This is a genomic window from Allobosea sp. TND4EK4, from assembly GCF_900156025.1.
Lineage (GTDB): Bacteria > Pseudomonadota > Alphaproteobacteria > Rhizobiales > Beijerinckiaceae > Allobosea.
The window spans coordinates 35905-58074 of sequence record NZ_FTMO01000018.1 but is presented as its reverse complement, the minus strand read 5'-3'; the positions used below and the strand labels follow the sequence as shown (position 1 = coordinate 58074).

The 22170-nt window shown below is 67.5% G+C and carries 24 protein-coding genes; 15 read left to right on the top strand and 9 right to left on the bottom strand.

Features of this window, described 5'->3' with window-relative positions:
* Positions 1 to 500 precede the first annotated feature (500 nt).
* Together BW981_RS18880 and BW981_RS18875 are read left to right on the top strand one after the other, a co-directional pair.
* A complete protein-coding gene (locus BW981_RS18880) occupies positions 501 to 2522 on the top strand; it encodes a M23 family metallopeptidase (RefSeq protein ID WP_083712482.1) in 2022 nt (673 codons plus the stop codon).
* Between the two features lie 116 nt (positions 2523 to 2638).
* Positions 2639 to 3568 carry an AEC family transporter gene (locus BW981_RS18875; RefSeq protein ID WP_076442040.1) on the top strand — a complete coding sequence of 310 codons (930 nt, stop codon included), beginning with the start codon at positions 2639 to 2641 and terminating at the stop codon, positions 3566 to 3568.
* A gap of 6 nt (positions 3569 to 3574) precedes the next feature.
* Here the strand turns inward: BW981_RS18875 and gluQRS are convergent, their stop codons facing one another.
* Entirely contained in the window at positions 3575 to 4468 is an 894-nt protein-coding gene (gene gluQRS / locus BW981_RS18870) for a tRNA glutamyl-Q(34) synthetase GluQRS (protein ID WP_076442038.1), read from the bottom strand.
* Between the two features lie 100 nt (positions 4469 to 4568).
* Between gluQRS and BW981_RS18865 the strand changes: the two genes are divergently transcribed.
* On the top strand, positions 4569 to 5213 hold the full coding sequence (locus tag BW981_RS18865; protein WP_076442055.1) for a DNA-3-methyladenine glycosylase family protein: 645 nt from the start codon (positions 4569 to 4571) through the stop codon (positions 5211 to 5213).
* 7 nt (positions 5214 to 5220) lie between these two features.
* Here the strand turns inward: BW981_RS18865 and BW981_RS18860 are convergent, their stop codons facing one another.
* Positions 5221 to 6000: an HpcH/HpaI aldolase family protein gene (locus tag BW981_RS18860; RefSeq protein WP_076442036.1), complete on the bottom strand. Its 780-nt coding sequence runs from the start codon at positions 5998 to 6000 to the stop codon at positions 5221 to 5223.
* Between the two features lie 130 nt (positions 6001 to 6130).
* Positions 6131 to 6454, bottom strand: a complete 324-nt coding sequence (locus BW981_RS18855; protein ID WP_076442035.1) for a DUF1476 domain-containing protein — start codon at positions 6452 to 6454, stop codon at positions 6131 to 6133.
* 274 nt (positions 6455 to 6728) lie between these two features.
* Between BW981_RS18855 and purC the strand changes: the two genes are divergently transcribed.
* From purC to purQ, 4 genes are all read left to right on the top strand, one after another.
* Positions 6729 to 7523: a phosphoribosylaminoimidazolesuccinocarboxamide synthase gene (purC, locus tag BW981_RS18850; protein ID WP_076442033.1), complete on the top strand. Its 795-nt coding sequence runs from the start codon at positions 6729 to 6731 to the stop codon at positions 7521 to 7523.
* Between the two features lie 41 nt (positions 7524 to 7564).
* The gene (locus BW981_RS18845) at positions 7565 to 8149 is read left to right on the top strand and encodes a hypothetical protein (RefSeq protein WP_076442032.1); all 585 of its coding nucleotides are present in this window, start codon (positions 7565 to 7567) and stop codon (positions 8147 to 8149) included.
* A gap of 84 nt (positions 8150 to 8233) precedes the next feature.
* On the top strand, positions 8234 to 8476 hold the full coding sequence (gene purS, locus BW981_RS18840) for a phosphoribosylformylglycinamidine synthase subunit PurS (protein ID WP_076442030.1): 243 nt from the start codon (positions 8234 to 8236) through the stop codon (positions 8474 to 8476).
* Positions 8477 to 8480: 4 nt separating this feature from the next.
* Entirely contained in the window at positions 8481 to 9173 is a 693-nt protein-coding gene (gene purQ, locus BW981_RS18835; RefSeq protein WP_076442029.1) for a phosphoribosylformylglycinamidine synthase subunit PurQ, read from the top strand.
* Positions 9174 to 9297: 124 nt separating this feature from the next.
* On the opposite strand, the gene BW981_RS18830 is transcribed toward purQ, so the two are convergent.
* From BW981_RS18830 to ccmA, 5 genes are all read right to left on the bottom strand, one after another.
* Positions 9298 to 9906, bottom strand: a complete 609-nt coding sequence (locus BW981_RS18830) for a DsbE family thiol:disulfide interchange protein (protein ID WP_076442027.1) — start codon at positions 9904 to 9906, stop codon at positions 9298 to 9300.
* The gene (gene ccmD, locus BW981_RS18825) at positions 9903 to 10088 is read right to left on the bottom strand and encodes a heme exporter protein CcmD (protein ID WP_139333848.1); all 186 of its coding nucleotides are present in this window, start codon (positions 10086 to 10088) and stop codon (positions 9903 to 9905) included. Before ccmD ends, BW981_RS18830 begins: the two co-directional genes overlap by 4 nt.
* Complete coding sequence (locus tag BW981_RS18820; RefSeq protein WP_076442025.1) at positions 10085 to 10846, bottom strand: heme ABC transporter permease; 762 nt, start codon at positions 10844 to 10846, stop codon at positions 10085 to 10087. Before BW981_RS18820 ends, ccmD begins: the two co-directional genes overlap by 4 nt.
* A 125-nt stretch (positions 10847 to 10971) precedes the next feature.
* Positions 10972 to 11640, bottom strand: coding sequence for a heme exporter protein CcmB (gene ccmB, locus BW981_RS18815; protein WP_076442024.1), 669 nt, complete (start codon positions 11638 to 11640; stop codon positions 10972 to 10974).
* A complete protein-coding gene (ccmA, locus tag BW981_RS18810) occupies positions 11637 to 12233 on the bottom strand; it encodes a heme ABC exporter ATP-binding protein CcmA (RefSeq protein WP_076442051.1) in 597 nt (198 codons plus the stop codon). Before ccmA ends, ccmB begins: the two co-directional genes overlap by 4 nt.
* Before the next feature lie 259 nt (positions 12234 to 12492).
* Between ccmA and acnA the strand changes: the two genes are divergently transcribed.
* Positions 12493 to 15192, top strand: coding sequence for an aconitate hydratase AcnA (gene acnA / locus BW981_RS18805; protein ID WP_076442022.1), 2700 nt, complete (start codon positions 12493 to 12495; stop codon positions 15190 to 15192).
* 123 nt (positions 15193 to 15315) lie between these two features.
* Here acnA and BW981_RS18800 read toward each other — a convergent pair whose 3' ends face one another.
* Positions 15316 to 17250, bottom strand: coding sequence for a methyl-accepting chemotaxis protein (locus tag BW981_RS18800; protein ID WP_076442020.1), 1935 nt, complete (start codon positions 17248 to 17250; stop codon positions 15316 to 15318).
* A gap of 266 nt (positions 17251 to 17516) precedes the next feature.
* Here BW981_RS18800 and BW981_RS18795 point away from each other — a divergent pair, with 266 nt between their 5' ends.
* The 7 genes from BW981_RS18795 to BW981_RS18765 all read left to right on the top strand — a co-directional run bounded on the left by BW981_RS18795 (position 17517) and on the right by BW981_RS18765 (position 22160).
* Positions 17517 to 17798, top strand: a complete 282-nt coding sequence (locus BW981_RS18795) for an acyl carrier protein (RefSeq protein WP_076442018.1) — start codon at positions 17517 to 17519, stop codon at positions 17796 to 17798.
* 137 nt (positions 17799 to 17935) lie between these two features.
* Entirely contained in the window at positions 17936 to 18400 is a 465-nt protein-coding gene (locus BW981_RS18790; RefSeq protein ID WP_076442017.1) for a 3-hydroxyacyl-ACP dehydratase FabZ family protein, read from the top strand.
* Positions 18397 to 19536 carry a beta-ketoacyl-ACP synthase gene (locus tag BW981_RS18785; protein WP_076442015.1) on the top strand — a complete coding sequence of 380 codons (1140 nt, stop codon included), beginning with the start codon at positions 18397 to 18399 and terminating at the stop codon, positions 19534 to 19536. Before BW981_RS18790 ends, BW981_RS18785 begins: the two co-directional genes overlap by 4 nt.
* Before the next feature lie 11 nt (positions 19537 to 19547).
* Positions 19548 to 20837 (top strand): beta-ketoacyl-ACP synthase, encoded by a 1290-nt coding sequence (locus BW981_RS18780; RefSeq protein WP_076442013.1) that lies wholly within the window; start codon positions 19548 to 19550, stop codon positions 20835 to 20837.
* Positions 20834 to 21580 carry an SDR family oxidoreductase gene (locus BW981_RS18775; protein ID WP_076442011.1) on the top strand — a complete coding sequence of 249 codons (747 nt, stop codon included), beginning with the start codon at positions 20834 to 20836 and terminating at the stop codon, positions 21578 to 21580. The genes BW981_RS18780 and BW981_RS18775 overlap by 4 nt, the downstream gene beginning before the upstream one ends.
* A 55-nt stretch (positions 21581 to 21635) precedes the next feature.
* Positions 21636 to 21869, top strand: a complete 234-nt coding sequence (locus tag BW981_RS18770; RefSeq protein ID WP_076442010.1) for a CopG family ribbon-helix-helix protein — start codon at positions 21636 to 21638, stop codon at positions 21867 to 21869.
* A 6-nt stretch (positions 21870 to 21875) separates the two neighbouring features.
* A complete protein-coding gene (locus tag BW981_RS18765) occupies positions 21876 to 22160 on the top strand; it encodes a type II toxin-antitoxin system RelE/ParE family toxin (protein ID WP_076442008.1) in 285 nt (94 codons plus the stop codon).
* Positions 22161 to 22170: the final 10 nt, after the last annotated feature.

Sequence of the window (22170 nt, the reverse complement as noted above, 5' to 3'; positions counted from 1 at the left end):
CCCCAGTCCCTCAGGAAGCGAAGAAGAAGGCGCCGCTCAGCGGCGGCGCCGTCTCGATGGGCGGTTTATAGGCGACACCCCTTTCGCATGTCAACACGGTCGATGAACTTTTTTTGACGGCGCTCGTTTTTCCTCTCCGTGGCCATCGCGGGTGGGTGCGTAGACGGGGCGCACGCTCCTCGCGGGAGCGGGCTTCCGACAGGCTTCGCCAGCCGCTCGGCCCTTCGACGCCTCATATCTTCGGATCTCTCGACCCAGTCCCTTTTCGGCCGGTCCCCACGCGCGGGCGCACGTTCGCGCCTCCATGCCACAAGGGTTCTTCGTCCGGGCTGGTCGTTCTTCGCAAAACAGCCTCAATCCCCCTCCACAGCAGCCCGCGCCGGGCGCCGGATTGATTCCGGCCCGCGACACGGGCATGGTGCGGGCACGCCGTCGTTCAGAGCGCGCTCCGGGCCGCCTCGCTCCAGCGGGGTCTTCGATCAGGGTCAAGACAGCAACCGATGAACGCCCATCCCGAGTTCGCGCAACCGGTCGAGCCGCTCGCCCCCGAGGCGGCGGCCCTTCTGGTCGATCTCGGGATCGAACCGCCGATCCAGCCCGTCGATTCTCGCCAGCAGCCGCTCGATCGCCGCGGCGTCTCGTTGCGCTGGCTCTTTGCCTGCGCCCTCGTCGGCTCCTGCGGCGCCGCCCTGCTGGGTGCGGCCATCCTGGTCGCGATGCGCGGCGATACGAGCTATCCCGAGCAGCCGGAGCTGGTGCAGATCCGCTCGTCGTCCGCAGCGGGCGATGGCGGCGGCGCCCGCAAGGCCGACAAAGTGGTTGCCGAGCAGCCCGTCCTGTCCGCCCGCCACGCGATGCGGGCCCCGATGTCCCAACGCGTCGGCGCGCGCGAGGTCATCAAGGTCAGGCCCTTCGTCAGGCTGGCGACGAACCTGTCCCTGACCAGCGGCGTCTATGCGAGCAATATCCCGCCCTTCAATCCGCTCAGGCTCTTCGCGGAAGGGGGCCAGCCCGACGAGCGCTATGCCGAACCAGTGCAGGACACCGCGGACGCCGACGTCACCATCGTCAAGCGCGACCTCGCTGACATTCTCATCCCGGAGGCCAAGCCGCGCCTCAGCGACGCCGAGGTGATCTCCCAGATCGAGGAAGAGCGCGCCAACGCCAATTCGGGACGCCAGCGCAGCCTGCCGATCGCGCCGCAGCTCATGCTGAGTCGCACATTGACTGGCGCCGCGCCGATGAGCGGCGACATCCTGGGATACGCGCCGACCAACGACACCCGCTTCTCGGGGATCGAGGTGCGCGTCGTGCCCGAGAACGTGACCAACGCTCCGAAGACGCCCATCCCGGCCTCGCGCGAGCCTCTGGTCGAGGACAAGCTCGTGCTCGCCAGGCGCGGCGAGAATTTCGAGCAGACGATGCGCAGCGCCGGCGCCCCGCCCGAGCAGATCCGGGCGATGCTGTCGGCCTTCGGCAACCGGCTGAAGACCTCGGCCCTGCCCGATGGCCAGGTGCTGCAGGTGCTGTACGCGCCCGGGCCCAAGCCCGGCGACCAGCGCCAGATCATGCGCGTCTCGCTGCTGACCAACGGCCAGCCCGACGGCACCATCGCGATGAATGACAAGGGCCAGTTCGTCGCGCTCAACATTCCTCAGCAGGATGCCGCCGCGCAGCAGCGCAACCAGCGCCGCAATGCCGAGGGCGAGGAGGACGAGGACAACGAAGGCGGCACCCGACTCTATGAGAGCCTTTACGAGACCGCTGCCCGCCACGATCTGCCCAGGCCGCTGGTCGACGAGCTGGTGCGCATCTTCTCCTATGATCTCGACTTCCAGCAGCGCGTCCATGGCGGCGACAATCTGGAGGTGATCTTCACCGAGGAGGAAGAAGGCGAGCGTTCCGAGATCCTCTCCGCCAGCCTCACCGTCAATGGCGAGACACGCCGCGTCTATCGTTACCAGTCGCCCGAGGACGGACTGATCGATTATTTCGACGATGACGGGAAGTCGCTGAAGAAGTTCCTGCTGCGCAAGCCGATCGCCGAGGGCGAACTGCGCTCCGGCTTCGGCATGCGCTATCACCCGATCATGCGCTATTCGAAGATGCATACCGGCGTCGACTGGGCGAACCGCATCGGCACGCCGATCCTCGCCGCCGGCAACGGCACCGTCAGGGAAGCCGGCTGGTCGTCCGGCTACGGCAAGCACACGGTGATCGAGCATGCCAACGGCTATGTCACCACCTATTCGCACCAGTCGAACTTCGCCCCCGGCATCGTGAAGGGCGCCAAGGTCCGCCAGGGCCAGGTCATCGGCTATCTCGGCTCGACCGGCCTCTCCACCGGCCCGCATCTGCACTACGAGGTGCTGGTCAACGGCAATTTCGTGAATCCGCTGAAGATCCGCGTGCCGCGCGGGCGCGAGCTGCAGGGCCCGATGCTGGCGGAATTCAAGCGCCAGCGCGACGAGGTCCGCGGGCTGATCGAGAAGGCTGGCGGCGCCGTCGCCCAGTTGCGCTGAACGCATGACGGAGGAGCGCGTTGCCGCCTTCTCCGCGTGGGGCAGTTGACAAGGCCGGTCTGAATCGACACCGCGGGGAACGCCTTCTCTGTTCCTTCGCCGCAGATCCTCGGCTCATGCTCTCTGCCCTGCTCGCCTCTTTCCTGGTCGTCCTGCCGGTCTTCGCGCTGATCGGGCTGGGTTATGGCGCGCGCTGGTCAAGGCTGCTGCGCGAGACGACGGGCGAGGGCCTGTCCGACTTCGTCTTCGTGCTTGCGGTGCCCTGCCTGCTCTTCCGGACGCTGGCCAAGGCCGACATCCCCGACAGCCAGCCCTGGGGCTACTGGATCGCCTATTTTGCCGGGCTCGCCGTGGTCTGGGCACTGGCGATGCTGCTCGCCAGCCGCTTCTTCGCCCGCAAGGGGCCGGAACTGGTGGTTTCGGGCTTCGCCGCGGCCCAGTCGAACACTGTCTTCGTCGGCGTGCCGATGATCCTCAAGGCCTATGGCGATGCCGGCGCGGTGCCGCTCGGGCTGCTCCTGGCCGTGCATCTGCCGGTGACGATGACCATGGCGACGCTGCTGGCCGAGGGGCGCTCGACTTCCGTGCCGATGCTGCTGCGGCGCCTCTTCGGCCACCCGATCATTATCGGCATCCTGCTCGGCTCAGCTGTCAGGCCTTTCGTCGGCCAGATCCCGCAGCCCTTCTGGACGATCGTCGACCTGCTCGCCGCCGCCGCCGTTCCCTGCGCGTTGATCAGCCTCGGCATCGCGATGCGACGCTACGGTCTGGAATCGGGCCTGGCCCTTCCGGCGGTGCTGAGCGCCCTGAAACTGGGGCTGCACCCGCTCCTGGTGTTCTGGCTGGCGACGCGGGTGTTCGAGATGCCGGCCCACTGGTCGGGCGTCGCGGTGCTCTTCGCCGCCTGCCCCTGCGGCATCAACGCCTATCTCTTCGCCGAGCGCTATCGCCAGGGCGTCGCCGACGCATCGAGCGCGATCACGCTCTCGACGCTGCTCTCGCTGTTCACCACCGCCGGCTGGCTGACCTATCTCGGCGTCGGCTGAGGCGCGTCAGGCGAATCCGAGCCTCAGCCGGATCGAAGACGGCGTCTCTCCCGCCTCCCTGAGCTCTGCAAGGCTTGTCGAGCCCCGGCTCTTGGCGAGCTTTCGCCCATCCTCGTCCAGCAGCAGCCGGTGGAAATGATAGAGCGGCGTCGGCAACCCCAGCAGGCGCTGCAGCAGGACATGGATATCGGTCGCGGCTTCCAGGTCTTGGCCACGCACCACATGCGTCACGCCCTGCGCCGCGTCGTCGAGAACGACGGCGAGGTGATAGCTCGTCGGAACGTCCTTGCGCGCCAGCACCACATCGCCCCAGCGGGCCGGATCGACCGGGACGGCGCGGTCGCCGCCCTCACTGTCGAAGGCACGGTAACCGAGCCCCTCGCCCGAGGCCGCCAGCGCGGCCTTCATGTCGAGTCGCAGCACATGAGGCTCGCACGCCGCCCGGCGCGCCGCCTCGTCCGGCGCGATCGCCTTGCAGGCGCCGGAATAGAGCGGCGCGCCGTCCGGATCCACCGGACAGGCCCGCCCGCTCCGAGCCTCGAAAGCCGCAACCTCGCGGTGGATGTCCTGCCGCGAGCAGAAGCAGGGATAAAGGAGCCGGCGGGCGCTCAGCCGCGCCAGCGCCGCCCGGTAATCCTGGAAATGCTCCGATTGCCGTCGCACCGGACCATCGAAGCGAATTCCGAGCCAGTCCAGGTCCGCCACGATCCCGGATACGAATTCGGGGCGGCACCGGCCCAGGTCGATATCCTCGATCCTCAGCAAAAGCAGGCCGCCGAGCCGCAGCGCCATGGCCTCGTTGGTCAACGCCGACAGCGCATGGCCGAGATGGAGCCGCCCGTTCGGACTGGGCGCGAAGCGCAGGACGGGTTGAGGGGAATCGGGTGGAATGCTGGCCATCGTTGCGATCTTGAGCTCTCTTCCTTCTAGAAGCAGCCTGGCTCGCGACCAAGCGCTGCTGACGGAGCATGTCTCGCCCCGTCGTCAACCTCGGATGATCATGACCCTTCGCATCACCAGCAATGCCGATCTCGAGGAGGGCATGGCGGCGCTCGCTGCCCTTCATCCCCATTGGGAGGCGCTGGTCGCCCGCACCGGCCTTCCGCCTCTGCGGCTGCGCGAAGGCGGGTTCTCCGGGCTGGCGAGCATCATCGTCTCGCAGCAACTCTCTGTCGCCAGCGCACGGGCTGTTTGGACGCGCTTCTCAAGCGTCTTCGTGCCGCTGACGCCGGAGCGCTTCCTGGCGGCGAGCGATGACGACATGCGCCTGTCGGGGCTCTCGCGTCCGAAGCAGCGGGCCCTCGCTGCGCTCGCAGCCGCCCTTGTCGAGAAGCGCCTTGTTCTGGAAGCCTTGCAGGACATGACGGCGGAGGATGTGCATCTCGCCCTCACCGCGATTTCCGGCATCGGCCCCTGGACGGCCGATGTCTATCTGCTCTTCTGCCTCGGCCACCGCGACGGCTTCGCGGCGGGAGACCTCGCCGTGCAGGAGGCCGCGCGTCACGCCTTCGGCCTGCCGGCCCGGCCCAAGGCCGGGGAACTGGCGGCGATGGCGGAGGCCTGGCGACCCTGGCGCGGCGTGGCTGCGCGCCTGCTCTGGGCGGATTATGCCGTGCTCAAGAAGCGCGAAGGCATCGACGCGTGAGCACTGCTCAAGCGCGCACGACCTTGAGCGCGGCCTGCGCCGCCGAGCGCAGCATCGCCGTGTCGCTCATCACGGTGACCATCCGCGCGCCGAGATCGAGCGCGGCCTTGGCCCGCTCGGCCGAGGGCGCATAGACCGCGACCGGCTTGCCGGCGGCCGAGGCGCGGGCGACGATGTGCTTGATCGCCTGGTCGACTTCCGGCGCGGTCGCATCGACCCGCTTCCCGTCGAACAGCGCGATCGAGAGATCGGAAGGACCGACGAAGACTGCGTCGATTCCCTCGAGCGCCAGGATATCATCGAGAATCGCCATCGCCTCGCGCGTCTCGATCATCGCGAACGACATCGAGAAGCCGTTGGCCTCGCGCAGATAGGCGTTGGGGTCGAGCCCGGACGCCCCCAGCCCGCCATAGCTGCCCCAGCTCCGCTCGCCCATCGGCGGATATTTCGCATAGGCCGCGAAGGTGCGCGCATCCTCCATCGTGTTGATCATCGGCGCGATGACACCCGAGGCGCCGGAATCGAACAACTTCGAGACGTTCTGGAATTCGCCGACGGGAATGCGGGCGATGGCTGGCTTGCCGGCCGCATTGACCAGCGGAATCGCGCGGATCGCGTCGCCCAGCTGCATCGGCCCATGCTGCATGTCGAGCGTGACGGCGTCGAAGCCCTCCTGCGCCAGGATCGCGGCCGTCGAGACATCCGGAAGCCCGCACCAGGCCGAGACGACGGTCTCGCCCCGCGCGAAGCGATCGGCGAGCGAGGACAGGACGGTGGGCTTGGCCATGATGCGTTGATCCCTGAGACTTCCCGCGCTTGGTTCCGGCGGGTGGGCAGAGGATGAGCAGGCGGGAGCCCAAAAAGCAAACGGGCGCCCATGCGCCCGTTTCAATCACGATCTGCGTCGGCAGCAGCGATCAGCGACCGGCCTGGATCTCCTCGGCCGCCTGGATCAGCAGCTCGGTCATCACGCGGCGAATTTCGGAATCGGGCACCGAGACGCCGGCCAGCGTGAAATCGTTCTTCACCTTGCGCAGCACATCCTCGTCGCCGGCCTCCTCGAAATCGGCGATCACCACCGTCTTGGCATAGGCGTCGGCATCCGCACCGCTCTTGCCGAGCTTCTCGGCGGCCCACAGTCCGAGCAGCTTGTTGCGCCGCGCGTTGGCCTTGAAGCGCAGGTCCTCGTCATGGGCGAACTTGTTCTCGAAGGCGTCCTTGCGCTGTTCGAAGGTGGTCATGCGGCGTCTTGCTCCTGTACGCAGCTGCAAATGGCGTCGTCTCTCCTTATATAGAGAGTGTTTCCGACCCCAGCCAGCCTCCTGTGGCCGCGATCCGCGCTTTAAGCCTGTCGGCATCGCAAGAGGCCCGGTTTGTTGCGTTTGCGGCCGAGAGGCTCCATATAGCAGCCGCATGCTGCGCCTTACGGCGCCACAGCTTCAAGCCGGCACCGAGCCGACATGATCAGGGGCCAGATCCCGCCGCGATCAATCGCGTCCAGAGAAGGGCCGACCTTTGGATTTCCTCAAGCCACGGTACATCCCCATGAATCGCCGCCGTCGCATCTACGAAGGCAAGGCGAAGGTCCTTTATGAAGGACCTGAGCCCGGTACGCTGATCCAGCATTTCAAGGACGACGCCACTGCCTTCAACGCGAAGAAGCACGAAGTCATCGACGGCAAGGGCGTGCTCAACAACCGCATTTCCGAGCACATCTTCTCGAACCTGAACGACATCGGCGTTCCGACGCATTTCATCCGCCGGCTGAACATGCGCGAGCAGCTCATCCGCGAGGTCGAGATCATTCCGCTCGAGGTGGTGGTCCGCAACATTGCCGCCGGCTCGCTCTCGGAACGGCTCGGGCTCGAGGAGGGCACGCAGCTGCCCCGCTCGATCATCGAGTTCTATTACAAGAACGACGCGCTCAAGAACCCGATGGTTTCGGAAGAGCACATCACGGCCTTCGGCTGGGCGACTCCGCAGGAGATCGACGACATCATGGCGCTCGCCATCCGCGTCAACGACTTCCTCTCCGGTCTCTTCCTCGGCGCCGGCATCCGCCTCGTCGATTTCAAGATGGAGACGGGCCGGCTCTGGGAGGGCGAGATGATGCGGATCGTCGTCGCTGACGAGATCAGCCCGGATTGCTGCCGCCTCTGGGACGTCCGCTCCAAGGACAAGCTGGACAAGGACCGCTTCCGCCGCGACATGGGCGGCTTGATCGAGGCCTATTCGGAGGTGGCTCGCCGTCTCGGAATCCTCGGCGAGAACGAGAACCCTGGCCAAAGCGGCCCGCGCCTGGTGCAGTGAGCGCCTTTCGCCAGCCACAATCGAAGACGAAGCGGGAGCCCATGCGCTCCCGTTTTCGCGTTCTGCCCCTCGTTTCGGCTTGCGCCCTGCTGCTCGGCTCCTGTGCGAACGATTTCGGCTACGGTATCGCCGATCTGCCCGCCTCGGCCGGCTGGCAGCCGCTGCCGATCGGCGCCTGGGTGCTGAACGACGGGCTCGAAGCACGGGCGATGGTGTTCTGCCCGCGCGATGTCTGCATCCGACCCGGCTTCGCCGCTCTCGTCGCCTTCGAGGGCGAGCGTGGCCGACGGATGGAGCAGGCGCTGTCGGAAGACCCGGCCCAGCTCGCGCGCGCCTTTGCACGGCTTGCGGCGGAAAAGAGCGCCGAGCGCGCGGCCGAGCGGCAGCGCGCCGGACGCAAGCCGCTACCGCCGGCACCGGAACGCAGCCTCACCAGCTATGTCCGCCTCGACAGCCCCGATTCGAAAGGCGTCATGGTGACAATCCGCGCGAAGACCACGGCGCGACAGGGCGTGACAGCCATCCTCTATGGCTGGCAGGGCGACAGGCTCCTCGTCGCGCTGGGCGTCAGCGACGAGATCGAAGCCGCGAAGCAGGATGCGCAGGCCGCGTGGCGCAGTCGCTGATTCACGTGAAACCGCGGGAAACGGTTGAGCCCGCCCCGATTCCTCGTTAAGGCAGCGCCATAGCGCCCGCGCCCGGAGAATCCCATGAAAGCCCGCGTCACCGTCACCTTGAAGACCGGCGTGCTCGATCCGCAGGGCAAGGCGATCGAGGGCGCGCTGAAGTCGCTCGGCATCGAGGGTGTGGATTCGGTTCGCCAGGGCAAGGTCTTCGACATCGAGCTGTCCGGCTCGGACAAGGCCGCGGCCGAGACCGCGCTGAAGGCCGCCTGCGACAAGCTGCTCGCCAATACGGTGATCGAAAACTACCGCATCGAGATCGGAGCCTGAGATCATGAAGGCCGCCGTCATCACCTTTCCGGGCTCCAACCGCGACGGCGACGTCGCCAAGGCGTTGAAGCAGGCCGGCGCCGAGGTCGCGCATGTCTGGCACGCCGACAGCGAGTTGCCGGCAGGGACCGATCTCGTCGTGCTGCCGGGCGGCTTCTCCTATGGCGACTACCTGCGCACCGGCGCGATTGCCGGCCGCGCCCACATCATGGACGCCACGCGTGCCCATGCCGCCCGCGGCGGCTATGTGCTCGGCATCTGCAACGGTTTCCAGATCGCCTGCGAGGCCGGTCTGCTTCCCGGCATCCTGGTGCGCAATGCCCATCTGAAATTCGTCTGCAAGCGCCAGCATCTCAAGGTCGAGCGCAACGACACGCCTTACACCCGCAGCTATGCGGCCGGGCAGGCGATCGATGTCTGCATCGCCCATGGCGAAGGCAACTACATCGCCGATGCGCAGACGCTCGCCCGGCTCGAGGGCGAAGGCCTCGTCGCGTTCCGCTATGCCGACGAGACCGGAGCGGTCACGCCGGAAGCCAACCCCAACGGCTCGCTCAACAACATCGCCGGCATCTACTCGCCGGGCTTCAATGTGCTCGGCCTGATGCCGCACCCCGAGAACCTGATCGATTCCCTCGTCGGCGGGACGGACGGTCGCGGCCTGTTCGAGAGCCTGGTTTCGGCCAAGGCGGCCTGAGGCCGCCGCCTTCCGTCATTGCGAGCGCAGCGAAGGCAATCCAGAGGGACTGGATTGCCGCCGTTCTGCCAAGTCCTCTGGATTGCTTCGTCGCTTTGCTCCTCGCAATGACGAAGCCTGACCGTCAGCTTCCCTTCAGCGCCCTCTGCAGCAGCTTGCTCGCCGCCGCCTGGTCGAGCGGGCCGACATGCTTGTCGAGAATGCGCCCGTCCGGCCCGATCACGAAGGTCTCCGGCACGCCATAGACGCCCCATTCGATCGCCGAGCGGCCGGCCTTGTCGGCGCCGACAGCCGAGAACGGGTTGCCGAGCGCCCCTAGGAACCGCCGCGCGTTCTCGGCCTCGTCCTTGTAGTTGAGCCCCACCAGCGCGACCTTGCCCTGGCTGACCGCCTCCGATTGCGCGATGCCCATCAGCACCGGATGCTCGACCTTGCAGGGCGCGCACCAGCTCGCGAAGACATTGACGATGGTGGCCCGCCCCTTCGCCAGGTCGGCATTGCCGAAGGCGGGCACCGCCTGCCCATCCCGGGCCAGACCCTCGACCGGAGCCAGGGCGACGGCCGGCGCCACCCGGCCGATCAGGGCCGAGGGAACGCGGCTGGTATCGCCGGAAAACAGGCCGACCCCGAAGATGATGGAAAGCCCGGCAAACAGGATCAGCGGCACGAGATAGATCAGCGGCGAGCGCCGACGCGGCTGGCCGTCCTCGGTGTCGGGCCCGGCAGCGCTCACGACGCCCTCCGGCCGGACCGTCGGCCAGCGCCGCGCTCCTCGAGCGCCGCCAGCGCCTTCTTCTGCGCGGCATGGTCGCGCAGGATCGAGGCAGCGAGCCCGACGAGGACGACCGCGACCGCTGCATAGGAGCCGAGGATATAGTCCGCATGCGGGCCGAGCGGGGCGATCAGATCGTTCATGCCGGGGCTCCCTGCGCAGCCAGGCGATCGAGCCGCTCGGCCTCCAGGATCGTCAGCGTCCGCACCCGGCGGCGCATGATCTCCGCCCGCATCGAGACCATGTGGAGCGCAAGCGCAAACAGCGTGAACCCGGCGGCCAGGATCAGGAGGGGCCACAGCATCGAGGGATCGAGCGTCGAGCCGCCCATGCGGAAGACCGAGGCCGGCTGGTGCAGCGTGTTCCACCAATCGACCGAGAACTTGATGATCGGCACGTTGACGAATCCGATCAGCGTCAGGATGGCGACGGCACGACCCGCCCGCGACGGCTCATCGAGAACGCGCCAGAGCGCGATGATGCCGAGATAGATCAACAGCAACACCAGCATCGAGGTCAGCCGCGCATCCCAGACCCAGTAGGTGCCCCACATCGGCTTGCCCCACAGCGCCCCGGTGACCAGGCAGATCAGGGCGAAGCAGGCACCGATCGGCGCCGCCGCCTTCTGCGCGACATCGGCCAGCGGATGGCGCCAGACCAGCGTGCCGAGCGCCGAGAGCGCCATCATCGAATAGAACATCATCGCCAGCCAGGCGGCGGGGACATGGACATAGAGGATGCGCACGGTCTCGCCCTGCTGGTAGTCGGGCGGAGCGGAGAACCAGGCCAGATAGAAGCCGACGACGAGCAGCACCGCCGCCGCCGCCGCAAGCCAGGGCAGGAGCACGGCCGACAAGCGCATGAAACGCGTCGGGTTGGCGAGGTCGATCAGGCTGGCCATGCGTCTTGCGAAGAGTCCTGTCCGGGAAATGCCATTCCCGCTGCTCTAGCAATCTCGACGGGTTCCAAGCAATCCGTGCCGGCGCGCTGCGACATCACGAAGCGCAGAGCTTCAGCAAAAGCGGCTCACTCCGCCGAGCGCAGCGCGGCAGCGGCAGCCAGCGTCCCCACCGTGACCGAGGCCAGCGACAGGCCGGCAAGGATGAGGAAGGGCGTGCGGAAGGGCACCGTCCCGCCCAGCGCGGCATTGGCGGCCGAGACCCCGAAGATCAGCACAGGGATCGTCAGCGGCGCCACCAGCACCGGCACGATCAGCCCGCCGCGGCGCAGGCTCGCGGCGACCGCGGCGCCTGCCGCACCGATGAAGCTCAGTGCCGGCGTGCCGACCGCGAGCGTCGCGACGAGCGGCAGCACGCCCTCCACCGGCAGGGCCACCAGCAGGCCGAGCAGCGGCGTCGCCAGCGCGAGCGGCAGCCCGGTGGTCAGCCAATGCGCCAGCCCCTTGGCCAGCACCGCCGCTTCCAGCGGCAGCGGCGAGGCGCGCATCAACTCGAGCGACCCGTCCTCCTCATCGGCCTGGAACAGGCGGTCGAGGCCGATGAGGACGGAGAGCAGGGCCCCCAGCCACAGGATCGCCGGGCCGATGCGCGAGAGCAGGTTGAGATCGGGCCCGAGCGCGAAGGGCACCAGCACCACGAGCGTCAGAAAGAAGACGAGCGCCAGTTCCCCGCCGCCGCCGGCTCGCGCCGCCAGCGTGAGGTCCCGCCTGAGAATGGCGAGGAAGGCGCGTCTCATGGCCCGATCCGGAGTTCGCGGGCTTCATTGAGCCCCAGAGGGCCGTGGGTCGCGGCCAGGATCGCCCCGCCCTGGGCGAGATGGTCCCGCATCAGACCGGTCAGCATTGCCTGCGAGGCCGTATCCAGCGCCGACATCGGCTCGTCGAGCAGCCAGAACGGCCGCGCGGCGACCAGGAGCCGCGCCAGCGCGACCCGCCGCCTCTGCCCCGCCGAAAGATAGCCGACCGGCAGCGTGGCGGCATGGGCGAGCCCCACCGCCGCCAGGGCCTCCACCGGGGTGGCCGCGGGCTGCCCGAGCACGGCCTGGGCGAAGCCGAGGTTCTCCTGCGCCGTCAGCGCGGTCTTCAGCCCGTCCCGGTGGCCGACGAGATGGCAGAGTTCCGTGAGTTCCGCCTCGTCCGCCCCCTCGACGCCGATCCTGCCTGCCTCGGGGCGCAGCCGCCCGCACAGCATGGCGATCAGGCTCGACTTGCCGGCGCCGTTGCGCCCGGTGAGTGAAACTGCCTCGCCCGATGCGAGCGACAGGCTAACGCCCTCGAAAATCAGCCTGCCGCCGCGGCGACAGGTCAGATTCTCGGCGAAAAGCCGCAGATGGGGAAAGGATATCGGATTCAATGCTGCGCTGCCGCCGACGCGTTCGACCACTTTTCGTTCATGTAGCGCGCATCTTGGAATTGCTCTATAGAACCCGCGGCTACGCCGCACGCCGATCCGGCGCGGGGCTCGGGCACTCCCGGGGCGGCGCGCGCGTCATGCGCATTAGGCCTTCGAACGGCGTAGTCCGCAAGGGCAACATCCCTTGAGGGCAGGCCGGTCGCGACCGCAACCCCTTGATCAGGATCCTTCTGCGATGGCTTCGCTCGACTCATTCAAGGCCCGCAAGACGCTCGACGTCGGCGGCAAGAGCTACACCTACTACTCCCTGCCCGACGCCGAAAAGAACGGCCTGCCCGGCATCTCGAAGCTGCCCTTCTCGATGAAGGTGTTGCTCGAGAACCTGCTGCGCAACGAGGACGGGCGCTCGGTCACCAAGGCCGATATCGAGAATTTCGTCGGCTGGCTCGACGACAAGGGCAAGGCCGGCAAGGAAATCGGCTTCCGCCCCGCCCGCGTCCTGATGCAGGACTTCACCGGCGTGCCGGCGGTGGTCGACCTCGCCGCGATGCGCGACGGCGTCAAGGCGCTCGGCGGCGACGCCCAGAAGATCAACCCGCTGGTGCCGGTCGATCTCGTCATCGACCACTCGGTCATCGTCGACGAGTTCGGCACGCCCAAAGCGCTCGCCCAGAACGTCGAGCTCGAATATGAGCGGAACCAGGAGCGCTACAAGTTCCTGAAATGGGGCCAGCAGGCCTTCGACAATTTCCGCGTCGTTCCGCCCGGCACCGGCATCTGCCACCAGGTCAATCTCGAATACCTCGCCCAGACCGTCTGGACGAAGGCCGAGACGATCGAGGGGGCGCAGGTCGAGGTCGCCTATCCGGACACGGTCGTCGGCACCGATTCGCACACCACCATGGTCAACGGCCTCGCCGTACTCGGCTGGGGCGTCGGCGGCATCGAGGCCGAGGCCGCCATGCTCGGCCAGCCGCAGTCGATGCTGCTGCCGGAGGTCATCGGCTTCAAGCTGACCGGCTCGCTCAAGGAAGGGATCACCGCCACCGACCTCGTGCTCACCGTCACCCAGATGCTGCGCAAGAAGGGCGTCGTCGGCAAGTTCGTCGAGTTCTTCGGCCCGGGCCTCTACAATCTGACCCTCGCCGACCGCGCAACCATCGCCAATATGGGCCCGGAATACGGCGCCACCTGCGGCTTCTTCCCGGTCGATGCCGAAACGATCGACTACCTCACCACGACCGGCCGCAAGTCGGAGCGCATCGCGCTGGTCGAGGCCTACAGCAAGGCCCAGGGCCTGTTCGCCACGCGCGAAACGGCCGATCCGGTCTTCACCGACACGCTCGAACTCGACCTCTCGACGGTGCAGCCCTCCATGGCCGGCCCGAAGCGTCCCGAGGGCCGCGTCGATCTCTCCGCCGTCAAGTCCGGCTTCGCGGCTGCGATGGAAAGCGACTACAAGAAGGGTGGCGAACTCTCCCGCCGCGTGCAGGTCGAGGGTGAAGACTTCGACCTCGGCCATGGCGACGTCGTCATCGCCGCCATCACCTCCTGCACCAATACCTCGAATCCCTCGGTGCTGATGGCAGCCGGCCTGCTCGCCCGCAACGCCGTCGCCAAGGGCCTCAAGGTCAAGCCCTGGGTGAAGACCTCGCTCGCCCCCGGCTCGCAGGTCGTCGCCGAGTACCTCGCCAAGGCCGGCCTGCAGGCCGATCTCGACAAGCTCGGCTTCAACCTCGTCGGCTTCGGCTGCACCACCTGCATCGGCAATTCCGGCCCGCTGCCGGCACCGATCTCCAGGACGATCAACGAGAAGGGCCTGATCGCGGGCGCCGTCATCTCCGGCAACCGCAATTTCGAAGGCCGCGTCTCGCCTGACGTCCAGGCGAACTACCTCGCCTCGCCGCCGCTGGTCGTCGCCTATGCGCTCGCCGGCTCGGTGCAGATGGACCTGACGACCCAGCCGCTCGGCCAGGGCTCGGACGGCAAGGACGTCTACCTGAAGGACATCTGGCCCTCCAACAAGGAGATCCAGGCGTTCATCCAGCAGAACGTCACCCGCGCGATCTTCGAGGCGAAATACGCCGACGTCTTCAAGGGCGACGCGCATTGGCAGGCGGTCAACGCTCCGACCTCCGAGACCTATGCCTGGGACGACGATTCGACCTATGTGCAGAACCCGCCCTATTTCCAGGGCATGCAGCAGAAGCCGGCCGCGATCTCCGACATCGCCGGTGCGCGCATCCTCGGCCTCTTCGGCGACAAGATCACCACCGACCACATCTCCCCGGCCGGTTCGATCAAGGCGGCTTCCCCGGCCGGCGCCTATCTCACCGAGCACGGCGTAGCGGTGGCGGACTTCAACCAGTACGGCACGCGCCGCGGCAACCATGAGGTGATGATGCGGGGCACCTTCGCCAACATCCGCATCCGCAACCACATGCTCGGCCCGAACGGGCGCGAGGGCGGCTACACCATCCACTACCCGTCCAAGGAAGAGCTGCCGATCTACGACGCGGCGATGAAGTACAAGCAGGAGAACGTGCCGCTGGTGATCTTCGCCGGCGTCGAATACGGCAACGGCTCCTCGCGCGACTGGGCGGCGAAGGGAACCAACCTGCTCGGCGTCAAGGCCGTGATCGCCCAGAGCTTCGAACGTATCCACCGCTCGAACTTGGTCGGCATGGGCGTCGTGCCCTTCACCTTGCAGGAGGGCACCAGCTGGGCCTCGCTCGACCTGAAGGGCGACGAGATGGTCACCATCAAGGGCCTCGCCAACGTGAAGCCGCGCCAGATGATGGAAGCCGAGATCACCTATGCCGACGGCTCGATGAAGAAGGTCCCGATCCTCTGCCGCATCGATACGCTGGACGAGATCGACTACTTCCGCAACGCCGGCATCCTGCAATACGTCCTGCGCGGCCTGGCCGCCTGAGGCTCGCAAACGCCGGGACTACCCCCCGGCGAGGCAGGCGAGCATTCAAGATGAAGGGCCGCGGCATCGCACGATGCCGCGGCCCTTTCATGTGAGAGATGCGGAGGATGCCGGACGGCGCCGTCAGCCGGCCCTGCGCAGGGGCGGGACGTGGTCCTGGCGGCGAGAGGGCGCGACGGCCTGCCCGGTCCGGAACGCGGCCACCAGAGCATCGAGTTCCGCGATCTTGCGTCCGAGCATGACGGCGGCGGCCGCGCTTTCCTCCGCCAGCGCCGCATTCTGCTGCGTCATCTCGTCCATCCGCACGACGGTCTGACTCATCTCGTCGATGCCGTTCGACTGTTCGCCCGAGGCGGCGGCGACTTCCGTCACCGTGCTGGCTACCTTCTGCGTCGCCTCGACGATCTCGCCCAGCACCTCGCCCGCGCTGCGCACGAGCTTGACCCCGGCGACCACCTCCTGCGTGGTGTCGTTGATCAGGCCGGAGATGCCCTTGGCCGCATCCGCGGATTGCTGCGCCAGCGCCCGGACCTCGGAGGCCACGACCGCGAAGCCCTTGCCGGCATCGCCCGCCCTCGCCGCCTCGACCGCCGCGTTCAGCGCCAGCAGGTTGGTCTGGAAGGCGATGCCGTCGATGACGGATATGATGGCGGTGATCTTGCCGCTGGCGAGCTCGATGCGGTTCATCGCGCCGATCGCGTCGGTCACGATCGCGCCGCCGTTGCGGGCGACGCGCGTCGCGTTCTCGGCGAGATCGACCGCCTGCCGCGAGGCGTTGGCCGAGGCCTTCACCGAGGCGGCCAGCTGCTCGGTGGTCGCCGCGGTCTCCTCCAGGGACGAGGCCTGCTCCTCCGTGCGGATCGACAGGTTTTCCGCACCGGACTTGATCTCGTCGGCGGCGGCGGCGACCTCGCGCGCCGTCTGCTTGATCACCGTCACCGTCAGCGACAGCTTTTCGACCATTCCGTTGATGGAGCCGCTCACCGAACCGAGCTTGCCGGAATATTCGGCTCCGACGCTCCGGGTCAGGTCGCCCTCGGCGATGGCCTCCAGAATATCCGCGAAGGTCGTCGTCGCGTCGTCGATCGCCATGTTGATCTGATTGATGCCCGTGACGAGCGCCGCCATCTCGCCCTGCTGGGCTTCGCTGTCGACGCGGTGGCTGAAATCGCCATGCACCGCAGCGTCGACCGCGCGCCGGATCTGCTGAGCGGTTTCTGCGAAAGCCGCGCTTTGCCCCTGCGAAACCCGCAGCTCCTCGTCCCGCCGCATCTGCTCCTCGGCCGCGCGTCCGGCCAGAACATCCTGATAGGTGCCGATGGACCGGGCCATCTCGCCGATCTCGTCGCGCCGGTCGCGATGCGGAATCACAACGGTCACCGCTTCCGAACCGGGCTGCCGCATCGTCGCGACGATCTCCGCGATCGGCCGGGCGATGCTGCGCAACACGGTGGCATAGAGACCGAGCGCCGTCAGCAGGGCCATGACGAGACCCGAAACCGCGACGGTCTCCGCGAGCCCGCGGGCCGTGCCCGCGCTGGCCTGCGCCGCCACCGCCTCGGCCTCGAGCGCGTCGCCGGCCTCCTTCATCGACTTCTCGAGCGCCTCGAAGCGCTCGTCGAACAACGCCATGCCTGCGAGCGCCGCCTTGCGGTCCCTGAAGGCGAGTTCGACGAGCGTCACCGCCTGGGCGATGTAGCTCTTCAGGGGCTCGTCCAGCGCCTCCAGCCGAGCGCGTGTCTCGGCGGACTCGACGATTGCCTTGGTCGCAGCGATGCGCTCCGAGAACTCCTGGGCGTGGGCGCGCGTCTCGGCGGTGGTTTCGGCACCGTCCAAGCCCGTATCGGAGCGGATGAGGGCGGCATAGACATCCGCCCGAAGGCCGTCATGCAGCATGTCGCCGATGGTGTGGTTGCGGATCGCGGTGGCGGAGTTGGCCAACTCGTCGATCGCCCCGCCCATGCGAGACGAGGAATAAATCCCGATGCCCGCCACCGCGCTGGTGATGAAGGCAAGGAACAGGCACAGCAAGGCAAAGCGCGTTCGCAGCGAAACCACGGTCCGTCCCTCAACCGCCTCGGGAAGAATAGAGTATCGCGTCCGATGCTTAACGTTGCGTCAATCCGCAACCTTGACGAGCGGCGGCACGATCTGCGCCAGAATGCGTCGCTGCCCGCTTCCGGACTGGACGCAGTTGTCCTCTCACCCCACGCGGTGTAAGGGGGCGTCACAGTCATCCTTGGCGGGGGGCTTGGGGCAGGCGCAGGACGATCGTCCGCGCCCGGATGTCGCCCGCCTCACTCTTTCAAGACGGGAGCACCCGCATGTCCGCCACGTTCGAGACGGTCGCCGGCATCATTTCGGAAACCTGCGATATTCCGCGCGACAAGATCACGCCGCAGAGCCACGCCATCGACGATCTCGGCATCGACTCGCTCGCCTTCCTCGACATTGCCTTCGCGATCGACAAGGCCTTCGGCATCAAGCTGCCGCTCGAGCAGTGGACCCAGGAGGTCAACGAGGGCAAGGCGCCGGCCGAGCAGTATTTCGTGCTCGAGAACCTGTGCAAGCGCATCGACGAGCTGGTCGCCGCCAAGAAGGCCTGAGCACGGCGCCAGAGCCGTGCTCGCCGCCGGACTTGAGCCGGCGCGCTCCTCCCGATAGAGCATGAACCCGTGGCGCGGATCATCCGGTCCGCATCGCGGGTTTGCGCCGTTAGGGCGTCTCTCAGATCAAGGTTCGCATGCGCCTCGAATATTTCGACATGATCGACACGGTCGTGACCTTCGATCCGTCGCAGAAGCGCATCGTCACGCGCTCCACCGTCCCGGCCGCGAGCCCGGTCTTCGAGGGCCATTTCCCCGGCCACCCGCTCGTTCCCGGCGTCTTGCTGACCGAGACGATGGCGCAGGCCTCCGGCTATCTCCTTCTCGGCCTCAATGGGCTGTCCCAGATGCCCTTCCTGATGACGGTCGACAAGGCTCGTTTTCGCACATTCGTCGAGCCCGGAACGGTGCTCGACGCCGAAGCCGAACTCGTCATCGAAGGCTCGGGCTACGCCGCTACCAAGGCGAAGCTCTCCAGTGCTGGCAAGCCGATCTGCGATGCGCAGCTCCGTTTTCGCCTGATGCCCTTCCCGGCCGACATGCGCACCCTGATGCAAGGCCGTATCGAAGCCATCGGCCTCGAGCCGGAGCCTGCACCATGATCAGCGCACAAGCCGACCGCGACGTCGTCATCACCGGCATCGGCATCGTCTCTTCCCTGGGCGAGGGCATCGAGACCCATGCGGCGGCGCTGGCCGAAGGCTCGCAGCCGGTCGTCGATACCGAGGGCTTCAAACCCTACCCGATCCACCCGCTCGCAGCGCTTGAGCTCGACCGCCAGATCCCCAAAAAATCCGATCAGCGCCAGATGGAGCCCTGGCAGCGCCTCGGCGTCTATGCCGCCGGGCTTGCGCTGGATTCTGCCGGCCTCAAGGAGGACACCGAGGCCAAGAGCGCGTTGCAGGTCATCGTGGCGGCCGGCGGCGGCGAGCGCGACCATGCGGTCGATTCCGCCATCCTGACCGGGCTGCGCAACGCGAACGCGCCGGGCGCCTATCTCAACGAGCGGTTGACCGGCGACCTGCGTCCCACCTTGTTCCTCGCCCAGCTTTCCAATCTGCTGGCGGGCAATATCGGTATCGTGCACGGCATCACCGGCCCCTCGCGGACCTTCATGGGCGAGGAGCAGGCCGGCGTGGACGCGATTCGCATCGCCCAGGCACGCATCGCCGCGGGCCAGTCCGAGCTGATGCTCGTCGGCGGTGCCTACAACGCCGAACGCCGCGACATGCTGCTTCTGCTGGAGCTCGGCGGCTTCCTGCGCCATGGCTCGTTCGCCCCGGTTTTCGCACGCGACGATGCGCCGGGCGCCATCACCGGCAGCGCCGGCGCCTTTCTCGTGCTGGAATCGGCCGCGCGCGCCGCCGCCCGCGGCGCAAAGGTCCACGCCCGGCTCGGCCGTGTTGCAGCCAGCCACGCCAGGCGGCAGCCGGGCGGCGTCGAAACGGCCCTGACCGGCTTGCTCGACGGGCTCGGCGCCGCACCGACGCTCGCGATCTCCGCTGCGACGGGCTGCGCCGGCATCACGGCGGAAGAGGCCGCGGCGCTGTCGAAGAGTGCACCGACGGCCCGGCGCGTCGCCACCGGCGATCTCGTCGGCCACGCGCTCGAAGCCGCGTTCCCGGTCTCCGTAGCGCTTGCGGCGATCGCCCTGTCGACCGGGCAGGCGAAGGAAGCGGTCGTGACCGGCGCCGGACATTGGCGCGGCGAAGGTGCAGCGCGCCTGATCCAAGCGTGAGAGGCAGTTCCATGACCACGCAAGGCACACATCGCGACGCCAAGGGCCGGCCCCTGGTGGCTGTCACCGGGCTCGGCATCGTCACCTCGCTCGGCCAGGGCAAGGACGTGAACTGGCAGGCTTTGACGGCCGGAAAGTCCGGCATTCATGCCATCGAGCGCTTCCCCACCGAGGGACTGCGCACGACCATCGGCGGCACGGTCGATTTCCTGTTCGACGAGCCGTTCAGCGCCCCTCAGCTCTCGGAGAAGCTCGCGACGCTGGCGGCCGAGGAGGCGATCGCCCAGAGCGGCCTCGGACAGCCCGGCGCCTTCCCGGGAGAGCTGTTCATGGCGGTCCCGCCCGTCGAGATGGAATGGCCGCAGAAGCAGGAACTCGCGCAGACGTTGGACGGGGACGTCGACTATGACGGCCTGCTCCGGGCAGCCGCCTCGCAGCGCTTCAAGGCCATGCACGAGATGTTCCTGTTCGGCACCGTCGCCGACCATATCGCCGAGCGCTTCGGCACGCAGGGTTCGCCGATCTCACTGTCGACGGCCTGCTCCTCGGGCGCGACCGCGATCCAGATGGGCGTCGAGGCGATCCGCCGCGGCGAGACGGCCGCCGCGCTCTGCATCGGCACCGACGGCTCGATCCATGCCGAGGCGCTGATCCGCTTTTCGCTGCTGTCGGCGCTCTCCACCCAGAACGACCCGCCGGACGCCGCTGCCAAGCCCTTCTCGAAGAACCGTGACGGCTTTGTCATGGGCGAAGGAGCCGGCGCGCTGGTGCTGGAGGATTACGACCACGCTCTGGCACGCGGAGCGACCATTCTCGGCATCGTCGCCGGTTGCGGCGAGCGCGGCGACGGCTTCCACCGCACGCGCTCCAGCCCGGACGGCAAGCCCGCCATCCTCGCCATGCAGGACGCGCTGGCCGATGCCGGGCTTACGCCCGACGACGTCGACTACATCAACGCCCACGGCACCTCGACGCCCGAGAACGACAAGATGGAGGCGATGAGCTGCGCCGCCGTCTTCGGCGAGCGCATGCCGAGCCTGCCGATCTCCTCCAACAAGTCGATGATCGGCCACACGCTGACGGCGGCCGGCGCGGTCGAGGCGGTGATCTCCTTCCTGACCATTGCCAACGGCACGATTCCGCCGACGATCAACCATGCCAATCCCGATCCGGCGATCCCGCTCGATGTCGTGCCGAATCAGGCCCGCAAGGCGAAGGTGCGCACCGTGATCTCCAATTCCTTCGGCTTCGGCGGCCAGAACACCTGCCTCGTGCTGACCGCGCCGCCGGAGGCCGCATGACCCGGATTCTGGTGACGGGCGGCGCCAAGGGCGTCGGCGCCGCCATCGTGCGCGCGCTCGCCGCCGCCGGCCACGATGTCGACTTCACCTTCCGCTCCTCGGCCGAGCAGGCGAAGGAGCTCGCCTCCGGAATCGCAGAAGCCCATCCCGGCCGCAGCGTCACGGCGTTGCCGCTGGATCTCTCGGACAAGGCCGCGCTCGACGCCTTCTGCGAGGCGCGGGAGGGCGAGGGCTATTTCGGCCTCGTCCACAATGCCGGCCAGCCCTATGACGCGCTCGCCGCGATGATGGACCAGGACAAGGCCGAGGCCGCGATGCAGGTCAATTTCTGGGCCTTCACCCGCCTCGCCAAGAGCCTGATGCGCGCGATGATCCGCGCCCGGACCGGGCGCATCGTCGCCATCGGCTCGGTGGCAGCCTTGCGCGGGAACCCCGGCAACGCGGCCTATGCGGCATCCAAGGGCGCGCTGATCTCCTACGCCAAGACGCTCGCCGTCGAGACCGGCAAGCGCGGCGTCACCGTCAATGTCATCGCGCCGGGCTTCGTCGACACCGACATGATGGCGCCCTACGCCGCCTATCGCGACAAGATGCAGAGCCAGATTCCGGCCGGGCGCTTTGCGAAGCCGGAAGAGGTCGCCGGCCTCGCCGCCTTCCTGATGAGCGAGCCGGCCGCCTATATCAGCGGCACCGTCCTGCCGATCGATGGCGGCCTGACTGCGCAGCTCGGCGTGCACCGCTGAATCGACCGGCGGGGACCCTCGTGGTACGGTTCACTCCGAACCGGAGCGAACCGACATGACGGCAGCCTTCACCATTCGCCTCGACGACGAGATGCTCGCCAAGCTCGACGCGCTGGCCGCCGATACGGATCGCTCGCGAAGCTGGATCGCGGCCAAGGCGATACAGGACTATGTCGAGCTGAACGCCTGGCAGATTCGGCGCATCAAGGAAGGTCTCGCCGAGGCCGATCGCGGCGACTTCGCCAGCGATGCCGAGGTGGAAGCGGTCTTTGCGAAATACCGGGCCTAGCCCGGCATGAAGATCATCTGGACGAGGCGCGCATTGCGCGAAATCGACGAGATTTTCGCGTATGTCGCACGCGATAGCCGTGCCGCCGCTTCCGCTCTGGTCGCGATGACCGAAAGTCGCGCTGCGGCATTGACGGAGCACCCCGAAATCGGGCGCCCCGGACGTCAGCACGGGACGCGCGAGCTCGTCTTGGCCGGATCGCCGTACATTCTCCCTTATCGTGTCCGGGACGAACGCATCGAGATCCTCGCCGTATTCCATGCCGCCAGGTCATACCCGAACCAACTTTGAAAGACCGTTT